Raw genomic sequence first — 19,925 nt, 5'->3', positions numbered from 1 at the left:
ACCAAACACCCCTGAATGACACCGGGCAAACCAGCGCTGGCTCCGGAAGCAAGCGTTTTTCAAACACAGCTCTATATCTGGCAAGTGCATGATTGCACAGCAACTGTGCCACAATCGCACGAATCATGCAGATTCTGCGCAGACCAAACAGGCACAACCGGCGCCGGGTAGCTTGTCCGAGGTTGTACCCAATTGAAGTAACATTGCCTTTGAATTATGTGAAGAACAGGGGCGTTCTTAATGTTTTGGATTATAGCATGGAATAAATTGAGGTTCAATACGTTTGTACAAACATTTGCACAAATGCCGTTAGGGAGGAAACCGATTTCCAAAGCTTGGAAAATGAGATTATCTGGTAATAAAATTGCACAATTCGCTAAAATACAACAAAAAATGCGGATTTTAAATTTTTATCAAATGATAAACAGAGATATTTAAAGAAATTCTGTGAAATTGAAAGAAAATAATTGATTATGTGTATAAAATGATTGAATTTGCTTAAATACACTCTGTGCAAACGTTTTAACAATCTTGCCCGCTGATGTATTATGAATTCAGGAATGAAGCGCTTTCTAAAACTTGGCGGAGCACATAAGGAAGGGTCAATTTGCAAAACATGAATTTTTTTTGAGTCTTCTGAAATCGTTTGCGCAAAGTCGGAGGCATCATGTTCAAATTAAGTGATATACAAATCGGGAGGGGTTAAAAGCAATGAATTTGAAAAAAATCATGGTTCTCACCGCATCGTTTTCTATGGCAATGTCGATTACGGCGTGCGGCTCAAACAACAATAACGGGGGAAATGCAGCAGCAACCAATGCTCCTGCGAATAACGCAGCAGCAACAGACAACGCTGGCACGAACGGCGGGAATGCTCCGGCAACAGATGAGATTGTACCTGAAGACGGCGCATCACTGGTGGTCTGGGAGAGTAAAGAAGAAAGAGCATTTGCTGAAGAAATCGCCAAGCAGTTCACCGCGCAGTACAACGTTCCCATCAAAATTGAAGAGGTAGCACCGCCCGATCAGGTCGGCAAGCTGACACAAGATGGCCCGTCAGGTCTGGCTGCAGACGTTGTCCTCATTCCTCATGATAATCTGGGTAAGGCGGTAAGCGCGAGCCTGCTGCTTCCAAACGATATTTTCGGTGAGCAGACCAAAGCTGAGAACACAGAAGCATCCATCGTAGGTTCGTCCTATGAGGGTGAACTGTACGGTTATCCGAGAGCGGCAGAAACCTATGCGCTGTTCTACAACAAATCCCTGGTCAAAGAAGCACCTAAATCCTTCGATGATGTAATTGCCTTCAGCAAAACGTTCACTGATAAAGCCAAGAACAGATACGGAATTATGTGGGAAGTCGGCAATATGTACTTCAACTATCCGTTCATCGCTACAACAGGCGGTTACCTGTTCGGCAAAGACGGCACGGACAAAGACGATATCGGTCTGAACAATGAAGGCGCGATCAAAGGTCTGAGTGAATATGTAAAGCTGAAAGAAATATTGCCGATTAAGAGCGGCGACATCAACGCAGATATCAAGCGCAGCTTGTTCAACACTGGTGATGTGGCCATGGACATCACTGGACCTTGGGAGCTTGCCGGTTATAAAGAAGCGCTGGGAGACAACCTTGGTGTCGCATCGATTCCTACCATCGACGGCAAAACGGCAATTACTTTCTCCGGGATTAAAATTTTCGGAGTCAACGCTTATAGTCAGTATCCGAATGCGGCTAAATTGTATGCCCGCTTTGCTTCCGGCAAAGACGCTCAGCTGACATTGAACAAATTGGTCGGTTCCGTGCCTACGAACAACGAAGCGCTGCAGGATGCGCAAATCACCGGCGACCCGTTCATATCCGCTTTTGCTGAACAGGCCAAGAACTCCCAGCCAATGCCTTCGATTCCTGAAATGGGTAACGTATGGAGCCCGGTAAATGCGGCACTTCCTGAAATTTGGGATAACAACGCAGATCCTAAGGCAGCTATGGACAAAGCAGTAGAACAAATTAAGGATTTGAATAACGGGGCATCTGCCCAGTAAAATCAGCTCTCCGGCAGTGTAATCATCAGCTGCCCTTGAGGCAACAAACAACCATCAACACACAGTGGAATCAAATCGCCCGCCGCATAGCTCGCGGCGGGCAGTTTCCTGAATTCCGCGCGGAGAGGAGAACGGAAGGGAAATGCAGCGATACAAAGCTAGAGCCGCAGTACTGTCGGCCATTTTTATGGGATTGGGACAAATATATAACCGCCAATTCATCAAAGGGCTTATTTTCATAGCTGTAGAAGCAGGCGCACTATTCTATTTCATTACCAATTTGGGCAGGGCCTTCTGGGGCATCACCACACTCGGGGAATCTCCAAGCCGCCTTGAAAAGGTAAAGGGCATTGCCAAAATGGTTCCCGGTGATCATTCCATCGTCATTCTGATTGAAAGTCTGATTACCCTGCTGTTCTTGGTTTTATTCCTGATTGTCTGGTACATGAATATTAGGGATGCCCTTAAAATCGGAGCAGAACGCGAAACCGGTCGTCCCTCGAATACTTTCAAGCAATCCGTACGCTATATTCTGGATTACAAATTTGCCCAGAGCTTTTTGCTGCTTCCGGGTATCGGTATTTTGTTCTTCACCATCATGCCGATTATTTTTATGATCATGCTGGCCTTCACTAACTACGCCGCACCCGATCACATCCCGCCGGCCAGGCTGGTGGACTGGGTAGGCTTTGAAACCTTCCGTAACCTGCTGGTGCTGAAATCCTGGAGCCAGACCTTTTATGGAGTACTTACCTGGACAATTATCTGGGCGGTTCTATCGACTGTAACTACTTACTTCGGCGGGATGCTCGTTGCCCTGCTGATCAACCAAAAGGGGATCCGCTTCAAGGGACTATGGAGAATGATTCTGATCATCCCCTATGCCGTGCCGCAGATGATCTCCCTCCTGCTGATGCGCAACCTGTTCAACGGACAGTTTGGCCCGATCAACCAGTATCTCGGCTACTTCGGACTTGGCGGACTGCCATGGCTGACTGATCCGTTCTGGGCGAAGGTCACGGTTATCATCGTCAACATGTGGGTCGGTATTCCGGTATCTATGCTGCTCATCATGGGCGTGCTGACCACAATCCCGCGGGATATGTATGAAGCAGCCGAAGTGGACGGGGCTACGAATTATCAGAAGTTCCGGATTGTCACCCTGCCGATGATTCTGTTCTCTACCGCGCCAACGCTGATTATGCAATTTGCCGGAAATATCAACAATTTCAACGCGATCTACCTGCTGACCGGAGGCAGTCCGGTGAAAGGTGACTATCAGTATGCCGGGTCAACGGACCTGCTGGTAACGTGGCTGTATAAGCTGACGCTGGATCAGAATAAGAATAATATGGCTTCTGCAATAGGCATTATACTCTTCATCATTGTTGCCGGGTTCTCCCTGTATAATTACCGCCGGACCAAATCATTCCAAGAGGAGGATATGATTCAATGATCATCGGACGCAAGCTTACGGGCTTTATTCGTTTGGGCCTCAGCTACATCATTCTGGTTATCCTGGCGATTGCAGCGATCTATCCGGCACTCTGGATTCTTCTGGCATCCTTCCGTCCGGGCAAATCCCTGTACAGCAAAACGCTGATTCCCGAACATTTTACACTGGCTCATTACAAAGAGTTGTTCACTTCACCGGTCTATATGTTCGGAACCTGGTACGCGAATACGCTCAAGATTGCCGTGTTCTCCATGCTGATCGGCGTGGTGCTGACGCTTTTGACCAGTTACGCCTTATCCCGGTTCCGGTTCAAAAGCCGCAAGACGACCATGTCAACCCTGCTGATCCTCGGGATGTTCCCGGGCTTCATGAGTATGATTGCGATCTATCTGCTGCTGAAGGAGTTCAATCTGCTGGATACCCATCTGGCATTGATTATCGTGTACGCTGCCGGAGCACCGCTCGGAGGAACCTTAATTGCCAAAGGCTTCCTGGATACGATTCCGCGTTCGCTGGATGAAGCCGCGCGGATTGACGGGGCGAGCAACTTCGGGATATTCACACGGATTATCCTGCCGCTGTCCCGGCCGATGATCACTTATATGGCACTGACCCAGTTTGTCGGCCCATGGGTGGACTTCATCTTCGCCAAGCTGATTCTGCGGACTAAGGAGAACTGGACCGTCGCAGTCGGAATGTGGGATATGGTCAATACGATGCAGAATTCCAACTTCACGCTGTTTGCAGCGGGAGCTGTACTGATCTCTGTACCGATTATGATTCTGTTCGGCTTCCTGCAGCGCCTGCTTGTTGACGGACTGACCGCAGGGGCTAGTAAGGGGTAAAGATTTAGAGATTAAGGAAATAAGAAATACTGATGTCATTATGAATAACAGGTGCGTCCTTTATGCAGTCAACGAAGGGCTGCACCTGTATTTCGTTTGTACTTGTTACCTATACATAAAAGGGGAGAGTGTAATGAAACGGCAGCGGAAATTAAACTTCAGATCGGTTGGCGTCAAATTATTCGTGATTCTGTTCTGTACAATTGTGCTATTGTCCTCTGTGCTCGGCTTAACCTCCTATTACGTTGCAAGAGGAATCATCACCGACGAGGTAGCGGCGGCATCCTCACAGTCCATTGTACAGGCTGCGGATAAGCTGGACTTCCTGTTTGCTGAATATGAAGCGCTCTCAAGACAATTCGCTGTGGACTCCGTTCTAAAAGCTGATATGGAAACCGTGAATAATCCCGGTGCCGGAACGGTAGCCAAGGTGGCAGCTGAAGACCGGATCCGCCGCAAGCTGGATTCCGTCAGGGGCTCCGATGAGCGGCTGCTTGGCGTCCGGCTGGTCGCAAGAAGCATGGTGGATGCTGAATCCTATAAATCAACAGGCATCAGCGGCGTGCGCAGTGATGAAGGGATTCTTGCGCGCATGAAGGCGATCGATAACGGCAAAGGCAATCCTGTCTGGTTCCCCGTACGGGCCAAAGGCTTCTTCGATGCGTACAGTGAGTCCTCGATGACAATGGGCCGTCTGCTGAGGAATATCCAGAACCCGGCAGCGGAGTATTATATGCTGATTGAGGTGAAGGGTAAAGCTCTGAGCGATGTGTTATCCAATCTGCATATCGGACTTGACGGGGAGCTCCGTATCCTTGACAGGGCCGGAAATATTGTGTACGGGGCGGATAACGGGCTGCTCGGACAGCCCTCTTACATACAACCTGCGGAGGTAAAAGCTGAAGGAATGGAGCAATCCTTCACTGCGGCTGATGAGCAGGGCAGCTCACAGCTTGTGGTCTATCAGCCTCTGGTGACAGCTGACTGGACACTGCTGGGTTATGCACCGGTGAGTGATTTCACTAATTCGGCAGACCGGCTGCTCTATATTACCTTGCTGGTTGTGCTGGCTGCGGCTGTGATCGCGCTGGTGATTGGTTATATTCTGGTGCGGCTAATTGGCCGGCCGCTGGGCAAGCTGGCCCGGCTGATGGAGGAAGGCGAACAGGGGAATCTGCAGGTGCGGACGAACTTCAAGGGCCAGGATGAGATCGGGCGGCTGGGACACAGCTTCAACCGGATGATGGAGCAGATCTCAAGGCTGGCCGGCCAGAGCAGCAGTTCGGCGGCAGCGGTACTGACCACGTCCGAGCAATTGGTGCTTGCTTCGGGTGCGACCCGCACTCATGCCAGGGAAGTGGCTGCCGCAACCGGGGAGATCGCCGGTGGGGCAGCCAGCCTGGCAGCAGAAGCGGAGAGCAGCAACCGCAAGGTGGAGCTGATGGGAGACAAGACGGACGAAGTGGCGGGGACGAATGCAGTCATGGCCGATTCCGCAGGAAAGGTCATGGCGGTAAGCGGCCAGGGAGCGGAGCTGATGAAGAAGCTGGTGGATCAAAGCGAATCTGCCCTGAAGATGATGAATCTGATTCAGGAGAACTCGGCTATGCTGCGTGACAGCACGGTGCTGATCCGCAGCATTCTCTCCCCGATGATCGCCATGAACAAGCAGACGAATATTCTGGCGCTTAATGCTTCGATTGAAGCTGTACGTGCGGGGGCTGCGGGGAGGGGCTTTATTGTCATTGCCGATGAGATCAGGGGACTCGCTAACCAATCCAGCCAGTCGATTGCGTCTGTCTCCAGAATTACGGAGGAGATCAGCGGCCATATCGAGAACACGGTTAAGGTAGTGAGTGAAGCAGCACCGCTGTTCAGCGGGCAGATAACCTCAGTCCGGGAATCCTCGCTTATCTTTGAAAGTGTGCGGGCGGAGATGGAAGTGTTCAGCGGTTATCTAAGCCAGTCTTCGGCGGCGGTTAAGGAGCTGACCGGTTATCGGCAGCAGTTGGGGCAATCCATGGCGAGTGTAATCTCGGTCGTTCAGCAGACCAGTGCCTCAACAGAAGAGGTGGCTTCGATGTCTTCACAGCAATTCATAGTGAGCGAGGAACTGGTGGCTCTGTCAGGTAAGCTGGAGGTGCTAGCGGAGAAACTGAAGCAGTCGATGGTTTCTTTTCAGGGATGAGCCGGTGTGTAGTTGATAAAGTGAAGTACTATTGCCAGAGTTTGCACATGTCGTTATAGTTGTCTGTAAAAAGCTGAAGGTGATGTTATGGATAAGCACTTATTTCTGAATGGCGGGGGCCCGCCGTTTACGCCGGATCTGGCAAGGAAGTTTAAAGATAAAGCGGGTGAAGGGGCAGGTCCTGTTGTTGTATTATTCGTGGAGCGTGGGGAGAGCTGGGAAGATTACGTGCCGGTCTATACGCGTCCGCTGGCTGATGCAGGGTTAACAGAGTTCCGTTATCTCCCGCTGCCTGCTACACCTACCGATGTTGTTGTTCAGAGCATAGAGACCTGCTCGGGTATTATCATCGGAGGCGGGGATACGGACCTGTATGCCGATTATATTGTAGATACCGCGATAGGCGGCGCTATTAAACGGAGGTATGAGTTTGGCGTTCCGGTTGCGGGGTTCTCGGCGGGAGCTTTAATCAGCCCGGAGCTGTGTATTATTTCGGCCAAGGACAACGAAAGCAGGTTGTTTGATCACCGCAAGGGCTTGAAGCTGATCCCTGAGCTGCTGCTGTCCGTACATTTTACCCAGTGGGATGATGAAGAGCATTTAAGAACCGCCCTCCGTACGTTCGGCGATCTTCCGAATTACGGGATCGATGAAGAGACAGGGATCTACCTGTTGAACGGGACGCTGGAAATGGTGGAGGGCGGCGGAGTGTATAGCGTGGTGAATGATGTTTTGACTAAAATTTATTAATCATGGCGAACAAGAGCAGAGATAGACACTTAGATAGGATCATTGAAAACAAGAGTAGAGCGCTTCGTGCCTTTGCTCTTGTTTTTCTGTGTTATTCTCTGTGCTGCACATCATAAATAAGCGAAAATCCTGCACGAAAGAGTCAATTTCATAATTCCAAACCCTTGCTGGGACTGTTTTTTTTAGGCATAAAAAAAGGAGTACCTCCCCAAGTTCTCGAAGATATAGGCGACCAAACCAACACCCGAGAACGAAAAGAGGTAATCCCTATCTATTCCATTCGACAAGAAGAACTGTTTTCCTTCAAGGAATTGTTCCTGATGCGCCCGGAAGATAAATACAGCCAAATCTTTGAACACTTAGATCTCGCCAAGGTTCTGCACGTTCTTCGGAAAAAGAACAACCGGGGCCGGCCCGAACAACTGAATGTACCTGCCATGATCTATTCCTTGCTCATCGCTAAAATGGAGAACATCGAGTTTGTTTCTTCCCTGGTCTGGCGTCTTACCCATAGCGAAGAGTTTCGGGCGCAGTGCCGATTTACCGGCTCCGATAATATCCCGAGCGAATCTTCGTATTCCCGTTTGATTCATGCGCTGGAGCACACGGGGATGCTTGAAAAACTGCAGGATACCTTGGTGACCTCTGCCCTAGAAGAAGGCTTTGTAACCGGCACACATATTGCCGTGGATTCCTCCATGGTCGAGGCTTGGGATTGCCAATTTAGCGAATCGGCCGCCAAGCGCCGTGCGGCTCGCCGAGGGCAAAAGCCAAATGAGGCTCCAGGAGCCCAGCAACTTCAGTTCAAACTTCCCGAGCCTGAGCCTGAGGCGGCTGTGAACGAACCACCGAAGAAACCCGTCTACGACAAGCGTGGACGTCCAACGAATGCGGCAAGGGAACGCCGGCGTCAGGAACAGGAAGCATATGACCAAAGTCTCGGACCGTTTCAGAAAACCATTGAAGCGATGTTACCTTACACGTATGACGAACTGCTGGCCGCGCTGCCCCGGCATGCCGCGCGTTGTGACAAGAAAAATACGAAGGGTCGAATGACGAGCTACTACGGGTTCAAGGCGAATCTGCTCGTCGATACGGACTGCCAGTATATCTTGAGCGGCCTCTTTAGTTCGGCGAATCCGAATGACCAGCGCATGGCCGTTATTCTTCTCAAAGGCCTGCCCCTGAAGTTTCCCACACTGAAGGTAAAGCATATCTTGGGCGACAAAGGGTACGACTGCGCGTCTATCTACCAGTTGATTCATTCGTTAGGTGCCTATCCGGCGATTCCCATGATTCACCGCAAAGATCCGCCCGAGGGAATGAACGTGGACTACACGCCGGTATGCTCCCAAGGACATGCCTACCGCTACGACAGTTTTGATGCCAAGTACGAAACGCTGAAGTATACCCAGCCGAGCGAGTGCAAAGGCTGCCCACTACTGGGTTCCGGATGCCAAAAGGTGTTTAAAATCCGCATCCAAACGGATTTGCGTAAGCATACCTATCCCGCAAGAGGGAGCGAAAGCTTTACAGAGCTGTACAAAAAGCGTACGGCAGTGGAACGTGTTTTTGCCTATCTCAAAGAGTATTTTGGCATGAAACGCACACGTCACCGCGGCGTACGGGCAAGTGTCGATTTCCAGCTCAGTACACTAGCTTACAATCTTAGTAAGTTTGCATTGGACAAGTTGAACAAACAGTTGAGCAAATCCCAGCAAGTAGCCTAATTTTCTAAAAAATGACCTCAGATTTGGGGCCGAGTCTAACTATTCAGCAAACTGAATTATGAAATTGACTCCGAAATACAACATTTCTTCTAGTCCAATCGGATGAATGAACCAATTCTTGTATTTCATACAACAATACTCTGGAAAACCCTCGGCTACATGAACTAAAGTTGTACATATACTCTAATAGAGAGAGCATTCGATAATTTCGATTCTCTGCGAGGAGGAAGCTCTGAATCTATGTGATCCTCACCGATATTCTAGTTTACATTCAAGAAATAATTCACTTATTAAGCTATGTTATTCCGGTAGTGGGCTTCAGCCTGCTTCTTGTCCTGGGTGACCTCACGGGATACACTTGTGCTATGAATACTAGCGGAGAGGGGGCATGCGGGATGCCGGAGTTGAACGGAAGTCTTTTTCAGCAGTCCTTGCTTGACGGGGATTACAGCCCGCGATTCCTGGCCTACTACTACAAGCAGTGGAGCAACTACACGATGGCCTACCATCACCATAACTCCACAGAAATCATGTATCTCATCTCAGGCAGCTGTGTGGTCGAGGTGCGGGATGAATCGGGCGGACATACTCCCTTCCGGCTGAAGCGGGGAGAAATGATTCTGCTGGATGCAGGCGTTCCGCACAGGCTGATCGTCGAAGACGGGGCCTCCTGCCGGATGCTGAATGTGGAATTCTCGTTCACAGAGTACGGCGGTGTAGCTCCCTCGGTAGGCAGGCTGGCCCGGGAGGAGGAGGCGCTGGCGGAATTGCTGCAGAGTCCCTTCGATAGTCTGGTGCTGTCAGACCAGGAAGAGGTGTTTCATGTACTAAAGGCATTGGTGCTGGAGCTGGATCAGGATCAGCAGGGGAAACGCGGTAACAGCATGGCGAATCTGCTCTTCTCGGAATTGCTGCTGCGCCTGTCCAGACTGCGGCTGGAATCGCTGCCGGTCAGCCAGCAGCCTTCACAGCTCTATGTACGGCGCGCGGTAGAGTTCCTGCACCAGAACTATGACCGGAGTATTCAAGTCAAGGAAGTCGCGCTCACTGTGAATGTCCACCCGGGCTATCTGCAGCGGATCTTCAGGACACATACCGGCCAGACCCTAACCGATTATCTGAACAGGCTACGTATGGAGAAGGCACGGATGCTGCTTGGTCAGAGTGAGATTCCGGTCGCGGAGATCGCCGATTATGTGGGCATCAGCAGCAGGCAGTATTTTCATCTCCTGTTCAAAAAGTATACCGGATGTACTCCAATCGAATACCGCAACTCGCTGGACCGCCATTCCTGGAGTGAGGAATAGAATGGTTTCCACTCTAAAGGTGAGAATTGTTGACACTATGACGGCAAAGTGGTCATGATATTGGTTACGCTTCCCCTATCCTCCTTGCTACAATGGACAGGAACCCACTATTCTTAGCCGGAGGATGATAACGATGTCTTTTAAAGTAACCTTTATCGGGGCGGGCAGTATCGGATTTACTCGCGGGCTGTTGCGCGACCTGCTGACAGTACCGGAATTCCGTAATATAGAAGTCTCATTCATGGATATAAACAGCCATAATCTGCAGATGGTCACCGAGCTGTGCCAGCGGGATATTAAGGAGAACGGCCTGGATATTGTGATCGCTCCCACCACGGACCGGAGAGAAGCGTTGAAGGATGCCAAGTACGTATTTTGCACTATCCGCATGGGTGGCCTTGAGGCGTTCGCCACCGATGTGGACATTCCGCTGAAATACGGCGTGGACCAATGCGTAGGTGATACGCTGTGTGCGGGAGGGATCATGTACGGACAGCGCGGCATTGCCGAGATGCTGGAGATCTGCCGGGATATCCGGGAGACGGCTGCGCCGGATGTGCTGCTCCTGAATTACTCGAATCCGATGGCCATGCTTACCTGGGCCTGCAATAAATATGGCGGTGTACGGACCATCGGACTCTGCCATGGTGTACAGCACGGACATCATCAGATCGCTGAAGTCTACGGGCTGGAGAAGTCGCAGGTCGATATTATCTGCGCCGGAATCAATCACCAGACGTGGTACATCTCCGCGAAGCATGAGGGAGAGGATCTGACGGCTGGTCTGCTGGAGGCCTTCGAGCAGCATCCGGAGTATAGCCGTACAGAGAAGGTGCGGATTGATATGCTCCGCCGCTTCGGCTATTACAGCACAGAGTCGAATGGCCACCTGAGCGAATATGTTCCCTGGTACCGCAAGCGTGCCAGCGAGATCATGGACTGGATTGATCTAGGCGTGTGGATCAACGGGGAGACAGGAGGATACCTGCGAGTCTGTACGGAGGGACGCAATTGGTTCGAGACGGACTTCCCGAACTGGATGAAGGACCCGGCTCTGGAGTATACCCGAGACAACCGTGGCGAGGAGCATGGCTCTTATATTATCGAAGGTCTTGAGACAGGAAGAGTGTACAGAGGCCACTTCAATACTGTGAATAACGGGGTAATCTCCAATTTACCGGATGATGCCATTATTGAAGCTCCAGGGTATGTAGACCGCAACGGTATCTCGATGCCGCTGGTTGGCGACCTGCCGCTGGGCTTGGCGGCTGTCTGCAACGTCAGCATCTCCGTGCAGCGTCTGGCTGTGGAAGCGGCTGTGCATGGCGATGATAAGTTGCTGCGCCAGGCCTTCATGATGGACCCGCTGGTTGGTGCAGTGTGCAATCCGAAGGAAATCTGGCAGATGGTCGATGAGATGCTGGTTGCCGGAGAACAATGGCTGCCGCAATACAGTGCAGCCATCGCTGAAGCGAAGGAACGCCTCGCTTCCGGTAATCTGATCCCGGTGAATGCCGGTAACGAAGGCGCTGCCCGGCTGAAGGTGAAGACGGTGGATGAGATGATGCAGGACCGTGAGGCTGCGAACAAAAACGCCGGGGAGTCCGATAAGGGCAAGGATAGAGAGAAAGTGCACTAAATAAGTTATTTCGGCCGGAAGCAGCCCGTTTGCTTCCGGCTTTTTATTGATGGTTCGGGGATGTGAAGGTCACACAAAATAGATTGAAACCGGAAATGGAAAAATTGGGGGAGTGGCGGGAGAGGGGGTAGAGACGGGAGAGGCGTGAGAAGTGGATGTGGCGGGAGGGAGGAAAAAAGTGAGAGTGGCGGAAGAAGCGGTAGTGGCGTGAGAGGCGGAAGAAGCGGAAGATACGGTAGTGGCGGATGTGACGGATGTGGCGGATGTGACGGATGTGACGGATGTGACGGATGTGACGGTTGTGGCGCAAGTGGGGGAGTTACTGGTGCAGACGGCATAGTCGGAATGAAGCGGACTGAGAAGACGCTATTTTGACCAAAAGCCTCATATTGACGCTGATTCGGACTGAGATTCCGTTATCTTGTTCATTTGAGCCACAAATGAAGCCTCATCGGACAATTAACGGAATCTCAGTCCGCTTGGCCCGCGAATCTGCCCAATCTGACGGAATAGCGGAATCTCAGTCCTTTTCACAGACTGAATAGAGCCGGAGCGGGGAGACGCGCCGTTAGAACGCTCCGCCAAAACCCGAATCATCACCGCAGAACGCTCCGCCAAAACCCGAATCATCACCGCAGAACGCTCCGCCAAAACCCGAATCATCACCGCAGAACGCCCGCCAACGCCCATATCGTCACCGCAGAACGCCTTGCGGAGTACTAAGGCTCACTCCCGCACCAGCTTGTCATTTTGCAGCTTGGTAATCTTGCGGCGGATAGGCATACTTATTGAAATGAAGAACAGGGCCAGAACGATGAGCAGCAGGCCCATAATAAGGTTGATTCTGTTGAGGGCGGTGGGATTATTCACAAACACCAGGAATATATTAAAGGCGCCAATGATCAGCTCCATCACCGCGAGCGAAATCCATAACCGGTATATTCTCTGATAATGCTTGATTTTGGAATCGGTATCCGAATAGATGGTAAAAGCACCCTCCGCTGCTTTTCTTCGAAAGATTACCCAGCGCGGGTTGACATATACAGTTTTGCCCGACGGCTTTTTGCCGGCTGGTACACGCTCGGCTCCGGTCTCCTCCATAAACTGCAGGTATTCGGCAGACTTGGCTTTCTTCGGATCCTCCTCCAGCAGCTCCAGCCGGTAGATGTATTCCCCCGGGGCGCTCTCTTCAAATACATAACGGGCCCAGGAGTATTCAACAAGCGCAAGACCTTTGGCGGACATGTCATTCAGCCACTGCTCTTCCTTCTCAAAATCCGAGAAATACTTGCGTACCACATGACTCATTCCGGTTCGCCTCCTATTAGCTTTCTTCCATTAGACAGCAGTTCGTCAAGCCTGGTCATTTCGCTCAGCAGTGCAGATCTGCCTGACTCCGTAATCCGGTATTCCTTCTTGCGGGTATCCTGGCCGCCCGCCAGCGGTTCAATCCAGCCCCGCTCCACCAGCGTGCCAAGTGCGCCATACAGCGTGCCGGCGCCAAGCTCCACGCGCCCGTTACTCAGCAGCTTCACATTCTGCATAATTCCGTAGCCGTGCATCGGGGTGAACAGTGACAGAAGAATATAATATACGCCTTCTGTCAGCGCCCCGTATTCATTGCTTCCTGACAAATGCCTCACCTGCCTTAGTCTTGTATTAACGGACCCTTACATCAATTGACGTTATAGCAATCGCCGTTACATCGTCTAACGCTATATCGGCTACCGATATACATATTATATCGGTGGCCGATATAGAAGTCAATAGGACTTTGCGGAAAATACAGGCAAAAAGCAAAAAGCAAAAAGCAAAAAGCAAAAAGCAAAAAGCAAAAAGCAAAAAGCAAAAAGCAAAAAGCAAAAAGCATCCCCTTGCGATGGATGAATAGCTCGCAAGGGGATGCTTTTTAGCCTGGAGACGGAGGGGGAACAATGCCGAAATAAGCATCCTGTATAATGTTGTCATCTTGTTGCTGTAAGCCACGGGATACACCACAGCTTAAGCCCCGGTTGTTTTTTTACCGAAAAACGTCTTCAGCGCCTGATAGACTTCCTTCTTATCCTTAATGACATAATGCATGAACTGTTCCTGCTTCAGATGGCGGTAGGCGGACATCAGTGTGCTGCTGCGGTTGTACTGGTTCACCTCGCCATAGCCGAACATGTTGCTGCGCTTCAGGAGTTCTCCGATCAGCTTGACGCAGCGTTCATTGTCGGAGGTCAGGTTGTCGCCATCCGAGAAATGGAAGGGGTAAATGTTGTATTTGGCCGGAGGATAGCGGCTGTCGATAATCTCCAGCGCCTTCTGGTAAGCCGAGGAGCAGATGGTGCCGCCGCTCTCGCCGCGTGTGAAGAAGTCATGCTCGCTTACCTCTTTGGCCTCGGTATGATGAGCCAGGAATACAATGTCAACCTTCTCATACTGGCGGCGCAGAAAGCGGGTCATCCAGAAGAAGAAGCTGCGTGCGCAGTATTTTTCAAAAGTACCCATGGAGCCTGAGGTGTCCATCATCGCAATAATTACGGCATTGGAATGGGGAACGGTAATGTCATCCCATGTTTTGTAGCGCAGATCGTCCGGGCTGATACTGTGAATTCCCGGATTTCCGCTGCTGGCGTTGCGCCGGAGATTCTCCATCAGTGTGCGTTTTTTGTCTATGTTCGACATCATACCTTTTTTGCGGATATCGTTGAAGACGATGGACTTAACCTCGATTTCTTCCTTGTCCTTCGGCTTCAGGTGGGGAAGCTCCATATCCTGGAACAGTATATCCTCCAGATCCTCAATATCCACTTCAGCTTCGACGGTATCCTGCCCGGGCTGATCCCCCGCCTTGTCACCTTTGCCCGGTTGGGCGGACTGCGAATCGCGTCCGAGTACATCGCCTACCTGACTCTCCCCGTCCCCCTGGCCGACATGCTTCTGCTTGCGGAAATTATAGATAATCCGGTATTCATCCAGACTGCGGATCGGCACCTTCACAATCTGCTTGCCGCCCGACAAAATAATGTTCTCCTCAGTAACGAGATCCGGCAGATTGTCCTTAATGGCTTCTCTGACCTTTTGCTGGTGACGCTCCTGATCCTGATGGCCTTTGCGGTGAAGGGACCAGTCTTCTTTAGACACAACAAAGGCATATGGACCGGTTGGCTGGGGCAAGGATGACCACCTCCCATGATTCTCTTGAAATTGGTACAGGCTACACTTGTGATGGGTGCGGCTGGTTGTAACTAAAGTATATTCATGGGGATGGGGGATATGTGAGCAGTTTATAGCTGTTCGGGCGGACTCTACAGAGTAATGTAAACATCTATCGGGGATGCCCAGCCCCGTCCGGCAAGTTTATGCAACCCTGCTTACGGGGTAATCCTTATTAAGGTAAGCAGCAGGATCTGACCTTACCGTATGCTATTGAGGAGGAACCACCATGAAATCACAACGATTGCTACCTACTATCGCAACAGCCGCTCTATTAATGCTGTTCTTAACCGCCTGCGGCGGGAATTATCCGGCTGAAGCACCCGGAGAACCATCTGCGGGTCCGTCATCCGTACCTGCGGAGACCGCAGCAGCGCGAACCCCCAGCCCTGCTCTCTCACCAAGTCCTTCCAGTGCCGCAGAGGTACAGATGATTCAGGGATCAGGTATTTATGTCGGACAGATTGATAATCATTCCGTAGAGATTGAGACTGAAGAAGGACCCACAGCTTTTGAGCTGGGTGCAGGCACAGAGAATGCGCCGGACCTGCTTGAGATGAATGATGCCGTTGTTTTTACGTATGTGGAAAAAGTGGTCGGAAGCGATGGGACCGCGGTCCAGCGTGTGTTATCCAGTCTGTCCAAGGCAGAGGGCGGGGGGGCCGCGCCGGCGGCTAGTGCGCTCCCGGATACTCAGACCTTCAGGCTGACACTGGAAGGGATGGAGGAAGAGAAGACGGCAGCATTTGCCGAGGGAGAAGGGTACTCCCTGTATGTATTCGATATCTTCAGCTTTGACGCGGCTAGCGGCAAGCTGGCGATGAAGGTAGACCCGGGGTATTACGCAGAAATTATCAAGCTTCCAGCCGATTTCAATCTGGATGCCATAGAGCAAGAGGGGAAGGCTGAGCTTGCGGCTACAGGCAAGGTTACGGCGCTTACCCGGGAAGAGCGGGACCGGAGGATGTCCGGCATCCGCTTGTATCTTACCGCAATGGGCTCTGGTCTGACACGCCAGGTTGCAGTGAAGGAAGTTGACGGCCAAGGCTATCTCATCAGGCTGAACATTCCGCAGCGGGAAGCCTCGGAAGGCTTCGGGCCTCATGTGTATGCTTCACTGGATTCACTGGTTAATCAGTAAGCGCAGAGCAGCGAAGCGGCACCGCCAGCTTACAAGATAAGAATGCATAGGCTTCGTCGCCATCCATTATCCCTAATCTTTACCATGGAAACGGTAGTGTCCTTAATAAAGGGGGACTACCGTTTTCACTTGTCTGCGGCATGATTCAACCTCCAAAAAATTATTTTATTGTAACCGGTTTGCGAGAAACTTTTACCCGTGATCTTACGTCAAAGAGATAGAAATAGTTGAGATTTTTTTCCTATCTGGGAGGATGAGTTTGTGAAGAAGTTATGGATTTCTATTGTAGTGGGGTTACTGATAATTCCATTACTATTTCAATCGCCGGCTAAGGCAGCAGTCACACCGATCCGCATCATTGTTGATGGCGTCCAGTTGTCTACGGATCAGCCTCCGGTAATGGTGAACGGACGGACGATGGTGCCGCTGCGTGCAATCTTCGAAGCCTTCAATGCCGCTATCAAGTGGGATCAGAAGACGCAGACCGTAACGGCGGTGCAGGAGGGTACAACGGTTATATTGAAGATCGGCTCCAAGACAGCTACGATTAATAATCAGTCTGTAAGCCTGGATGTGCCCGGTCAGAATTTGAAGGGCAGAACAATGGTTCCGACGCGGTTCGTAAGTGAAGCGCTGGGCCGGGAAGTGGGCTGGAATCAGACCACCAAGGTTGTGACGGTAACCACTCCGGTTCCGGCCGCTGTTAATACCGCTCCGGTATCCGGCGTAACCACGCAGGATATCAGTGATTTTGGTGATGGACGCGACCTGCAGATCAGCTTCAACCGGGTGGCTAATGAGTCTCTGGTGGACCATTACCGCGTTCTGATCGTCAAGGCGGGGAATTCGCTTGATCTGTCGTCAGCACTTGCTGTGCCCGCATCTAATTACTCCTCAGTTATGGTAACAGGCACCAATCCTGTGGTTAAACTGACTTCTGCTTCGAGAACGGCAGATGGAGAAGTAATTAAAAGCAGTCAAGGGTATGTGGCTTATGTCCTTACAATAGGCAAAGGAAGTAACATCAGCGCGCTTTCCGGCGGTTCTTCGACCCTTACTCTGACCAATAACATTGCACCGGTAATAAACAACGTACAAGTGACCGATAATGGCGATTACGGTGACGGGCGCGATCTGTCCGTCAGCTTTAACAAGCTGGCAGATGAGACCAAGATCAGCTCTTACCGGATATTTGTGGTTAAAGCGGCTAACTATTCAGCCTTTAATCTGGCCAAAGCCAATTCTGTCGTCAGTGCCTATTACACACAAGTCACCAAGACAGGTGCTAATCTTACCCAGATTCTGTCCTCAGGAGCCAGGGATACAGATGGAGCACTGATTCAGACAGGGGCAAGCTACAGGGTATTCGCCATGGCAGTTGACAGCAGCAATACCGCCAATAATCTGTTATCCGCTGCTTCGTCTCCGGTTACCTTATCCAGCATTGGGATCTCGAGCCTGTATGTCACTGACGTTAACGACTATAATGACGGCCGTGACCTGAAGGTATCCTTTACCCATGCCGCTGACGAAACGTATATCAGCCAGTACCGGATTCTGGTGGTGCCTACATCCTATTACAGCAGCTTCAGCCTGTCTGAGGCGAATAATGTATCGGGAGCCAACTATACTGCTGTGAGTACTTCCGGTTCTTCTACCAGTCTGGTATTGACCTCGTCCACCAGAGATGTGCGCGGAACGCTGCTGAAGAGCGGAATCAATTATAGAGTGTATATTTTATCTGTCAAAAGCGGGGGGAATGCAGGGTCCAATATTCTTTCTCCTGCCTCTGCCGAAATTACGCTATGGAATGATTTCAGCATGAGTGCTGTGACTAACCTGAGTGTGACTGACGTTAACGATAATGGGGATGGCCGCGACCTGAGGGTGTCATTCACCCATGCCTCAGATGAGACTTATGTCAGCCAGTACCGGATTCTGGTGGTGCCTACATCCTATTACAGCAGCTTCAGCTTGTCTGACGCGAATAATGTATCAAGTGCAAATTATTCATCAGTAGGTACATCGGGCTCCACGACCAGCCAGGTATTAACTTCCTCCGCCAGAGATGTGCGCGGGAATCTGCTTAAGAATGAGATCAGTTACCGGGTGTATGTATTATCTATTGGAAGCGGAAGTTACTCGGGGTCAGGTGTACTTTCCTCAGCTTCATCGGTAATTACGTTATTGAATTCCTCAAGTGTGAGCGCAGTGTCCGGCCTCGCTGTCAGCGATGTTACCGATTTCGGTGACGGCCGTGATCTGAAGGTGTCATTTACTCATGCTGCGGATGAAACCTACATCAGAGAGTACCGGATTCTGGTAGTGCCTACGTCCTATTACAGCAGCTTCAGCTTGTCTGATGCGAATAATGTCTCCACGTACACTTCAGCAGGTACATCCGGCAATAGCACCAGCACAGTTTTAGACTCCTCAGCCAGAGATGTGCGCGGTACTACAATCAAAGATGGAATCAGCTATAAAGTGTATGTATTGTCCGTCGGAATTGCGAATTATGCTGGCCCGAACGTGTTGTCCGGAGAATCTTCAGTGATTACCCTAGCCAGCAAAACACCAGTCACCTCTGTTACGAATGTAACTTATAGTGTGGACAAAGGTAACCTTCTGATCGGCTTCACCAAATCATCGAACGAGGCTAATATCCTGGAATATCGGGTATACGTAGTCCTTTCCAAGCAAGGGTTTGGTGCAGCGGATGCGCTCGGAGTGCCGGCTTCACAGTATAAGGCGGTGGCTCCAAACGGATCCAATCCGACAGTTGCAGCTGCAGCCAGAGATGCGAACGGAAATGCAATTGCCAGCGGGATTAAATACAAGGTGTATGTTCTTGCCGTAGCGAATAATTATGGTGTGCAGAATGGCGGACTTTCAGATTCAAGCGAGGAGTTTGAGCTATAACTGCCGATCCTAAGCTGTGATAAAAGCAGAAAACACAGTACGTCTCCAGTGAATATGGGGATGTGCTGTGTTTTTGTGTAATTCATTACGCCTGCCTAGGCAGCGCCTGCATTCATCAGAACCATGGAAATCAACAGCATGAACACCAGAAGGATAATGGCGTTGATGAGGGTGCCGAGGACTGCGAATACCTTACGGCGTCTTCGGAGCGTAAGCCCGACGATGCCGGTGACAGCTCCGATCACATTAACAGCAGCCAGAATCAGCACGGATAAGCCCAAATACATAATCACTTCCGCTGAATCGGCAATCAGCTTATTATTCTCATTCATGATGGAAGATGCCTGTGTACCAACATACACAAACGCAATTGCATAACCGACCAGAGTAAACAGAGCAATGACAAAAGAAACGATACCGGGGCCTGAGTGCTTGAAGTCGCGTTTGTTCTCCTGATACGCGTATGCTGGATCAGCAGGTATTGGCTGTTCTGATGAGCCCCATTCTGCGGGCCGGGATGGGGCGGTTTCCGGTTTGGGTGGGGGATTATGGTCCATAGGCTGTACTCCTTGGGATAAAAGATTGATAGTATCACTTTTCCATAAGATGGCTCTAAAAGCAAGTATTACGGCAGAAATATCCGCAAATTCTGCTGCTGGAAATCAGCCATGCGGATACGTTAAGATAGGAGGAGTTCAAGAGA

Annotated in this window: 14 protein-coding genes; 10 read left to right on the top strand and 4 right to left on the bottom strand. The window is 50.8% G+C overall.

The annotated features are described in order from the left end of the window. Window positions 1-711: 711 nt before the first annotated feature. The 8 genes from MKZ24_RS28065 (at window position 712) to MKZ24_RS28030 (ending at window position 11,961) form a co-directional block, all read left to right on the top strand. On the top strand, window positions 712-2,046 hold the full coding sequence (locus MKZ24_RS28065) for a sugar ABC transporter substrate-binding protein (RefSeq protein ID WP_042234403.1): 1,335 nt from the start codon (window positions 712-714) through the stop codon (window positions 2,044-2,046). A gap of 142 nt (window positions 2,047-2,188) precedes the next feature. Continuing rightward, on the top strand, window positions 2,189-3,502 hold the full coding sequence (locus tag MKZ24_RS28060) for a sugar ABC transporter permease (protein WP_042234405.1): 1,314 nt from the start codon (window positions 2,189-2,191) through the stop codon (window positions 3,500-3,502). Next, window positions 3,499-4,347 (top strand): sugar ABC transporter permease, encoded by an 849-nt coding sequence (locus MKZ24_RS28055; protein ID WP_042234407.1) that lies wholly within the window; start codon window positions 3,499-3,501, stop codon window positions 4,345-4,347. Before MKZ24_RS28060 ends, MKZ24_RS28055 begins: the two co-directional genes overlap by 4 nt. Before the next feature lie 133 nt (window positions 4,348-4,480). After that, entirely contained in the window at window positions 4,481-6,535 is a 2,055-nt protein-coding gene (locus tag MKZ24_RS28050; protein WP_340788892.1) for a methyl-accepting chemotaxis protein, read from the top strand. An 87-nt stretch (window positions 6,536-6,622) separates the two neighbouring features. Next, on the top strand, window positions 6,623-7,285 hold the full coding sequence (locus MKZ24_RS28045) for a Type 1 glutamine amidotransferase-like domain-containing protein (protein WP_340788889.1): 663 nt from the start codon (window positions 6,623-6,625) through the stop codon (window positions 7,283-7,285). Between the two features lie 164 nt (window positions 7,286-7,449). After that, window positions 7,450-9,015 (top strand): transposase, encoded by a 1,566-nt coding sequence (locus MKZ24_RS28040; protein ID WP_052416099.1) that lies wholly within the window; start codon window positions 7,450-7,452, stop codon window positions 9,013-9,015. Window positions 9,016-9,419: 404 nt separating this feature from the next. Continuing rightward, window positions 9,420-10,322 carry an AraC family transcriptional regulator gene (locus MKZ24_RS28035; protein ID WP_340790227.1) on the top strand — a complete coding sequence of 301 codons (903 nt, stop codon included), beginning with the start codon at window positions 9,420-9,422 and terminating at the stop codon, window positions 10,320-10,322. 133 nt (window positions 10,323-10,455) lie between these two features. Beyond that, window positions 10,456-11,961 carry an alpha-glucosidase/alpha-galactosidase gene (locus tag MKZ24_RS28030; protein ID WP_042234413.1) on the top strand — a complete coding sequence of 502 codons (1,506 nt, stop codon included), beginning with the start codon at window positions 10,456-10,458 and terminating at the stop codon, window positions 11,959-11,961. A 726-nt stretch (window positions 11,962-12,687) separates the two neighbouring features. Here MKZ24_RS28030 and MKZ24_RS28025 read toward each other — a convergent pair. From MKZ24_RS28025 to yhbH, 3 genes are all read right to left on the bottom strand, one after another. Continuing rightward, window positions 12,688-13,269 carry a DUF2812 domain-containing protein gene (locus MKZ24_RS28025; RefSeq protein WP_042234415.1) on the bottom strand — a complete coding sequence of 194 codons (582 nt, stop codon included), beginning with the start codon at window positions 13,267-13,269 and terminating at the stop codon, window positions 12,688-12,690. Beyond that, a complete protein-coding gene (locus tag MKZ24_RS28020; RefSeq protein ID WP_042234417.1) occupies window positions 13,266-13,595 on the bottom strand; it encodes a PadR family transcriptional regulator in 330 nt (109 codons plus the stop codon). The genes MKZ24_RS28025 and MKZ24_RS28020 overlap by 4 nt, the downstream gene beginning before the upstream one ends. A gap of 367 nt (window positions 13,596-13,962) precedes the next feature. Further along, window positions 13,963-15,123, bottom strand: a complete 1,161-nt coding sequence (gene yhbH / locus MKZ24_RS28015; protein WP_042135257.1) for a sporulation protein YhbH — start codon at window positions 15,121-15,123, stop codon at window positions 13,963-13,965. A 268-nt stretch (window positions 15,124-15,391) separates the two neighbouring features. Here yhbH and MKZ24_RS28010 point away from each other — a divergent pair, with 268 nt between their 5' ends. Together MKZ24_RS28010 and MKZ24_RS28005 are read left to right on the top strand one after the other, a co-directional pair. Then, a complete protein-coding gene (locus MKZ24_RS28010) occupies window positions 15,392-16,303 on the top strand; it encodes a hypothetical protein (RefSeq protein WP_340788879.1) in 912 nt (303 codons plus the stop codon). A gap of 261 nt (window positions 16,304-16,564) precedes the next feature. After that, a complete protein-coding gene (locus MKZ24_RS28005) occupies window positions 16,565-19,222 on the top strand; it encodes a copper amine oxidase N-terminal domain-containing protein (RefSeq protein ID WP_340788877.1) in 2,658 nt (885 codons plus the stop codon). 95 nt (window positions 19,223-19,317) lie between these two features. Here the strand turns inward: MKZ24_RS28005 and MKZ24_RS28000 are convergent, their stop codons facing one another. Continuing rightward, window positions 19,318-19,779 carry a hypothetical protein gene (locus tag MKZ24_RS28000; protein WP_042234422.1) on the bottom strand — a complete coding sequence of 154 codons (462 nt, stop codon included), beginning with the start codon at window positions 19,777-19,779 and terminating at the stop codon, window positions 19,318-19,320. Window positions 19,780-19,925 lie beyond the last annotated feature (146 nt).

The organism is Paenibacillus sp. FSL R7-0297 (assembly GCF_038009025.1).
Lineage (GTDB): Bacteria > Bacillota > Bacilli > Paenibacillales > Paenibacillaceae > Paenibacillus_AQ.
The sequence above is the reverse complement of the archived record's forward strand: the minus strand, read 5'-3'. Positions and strand labels throughout refer to the sequence as shown.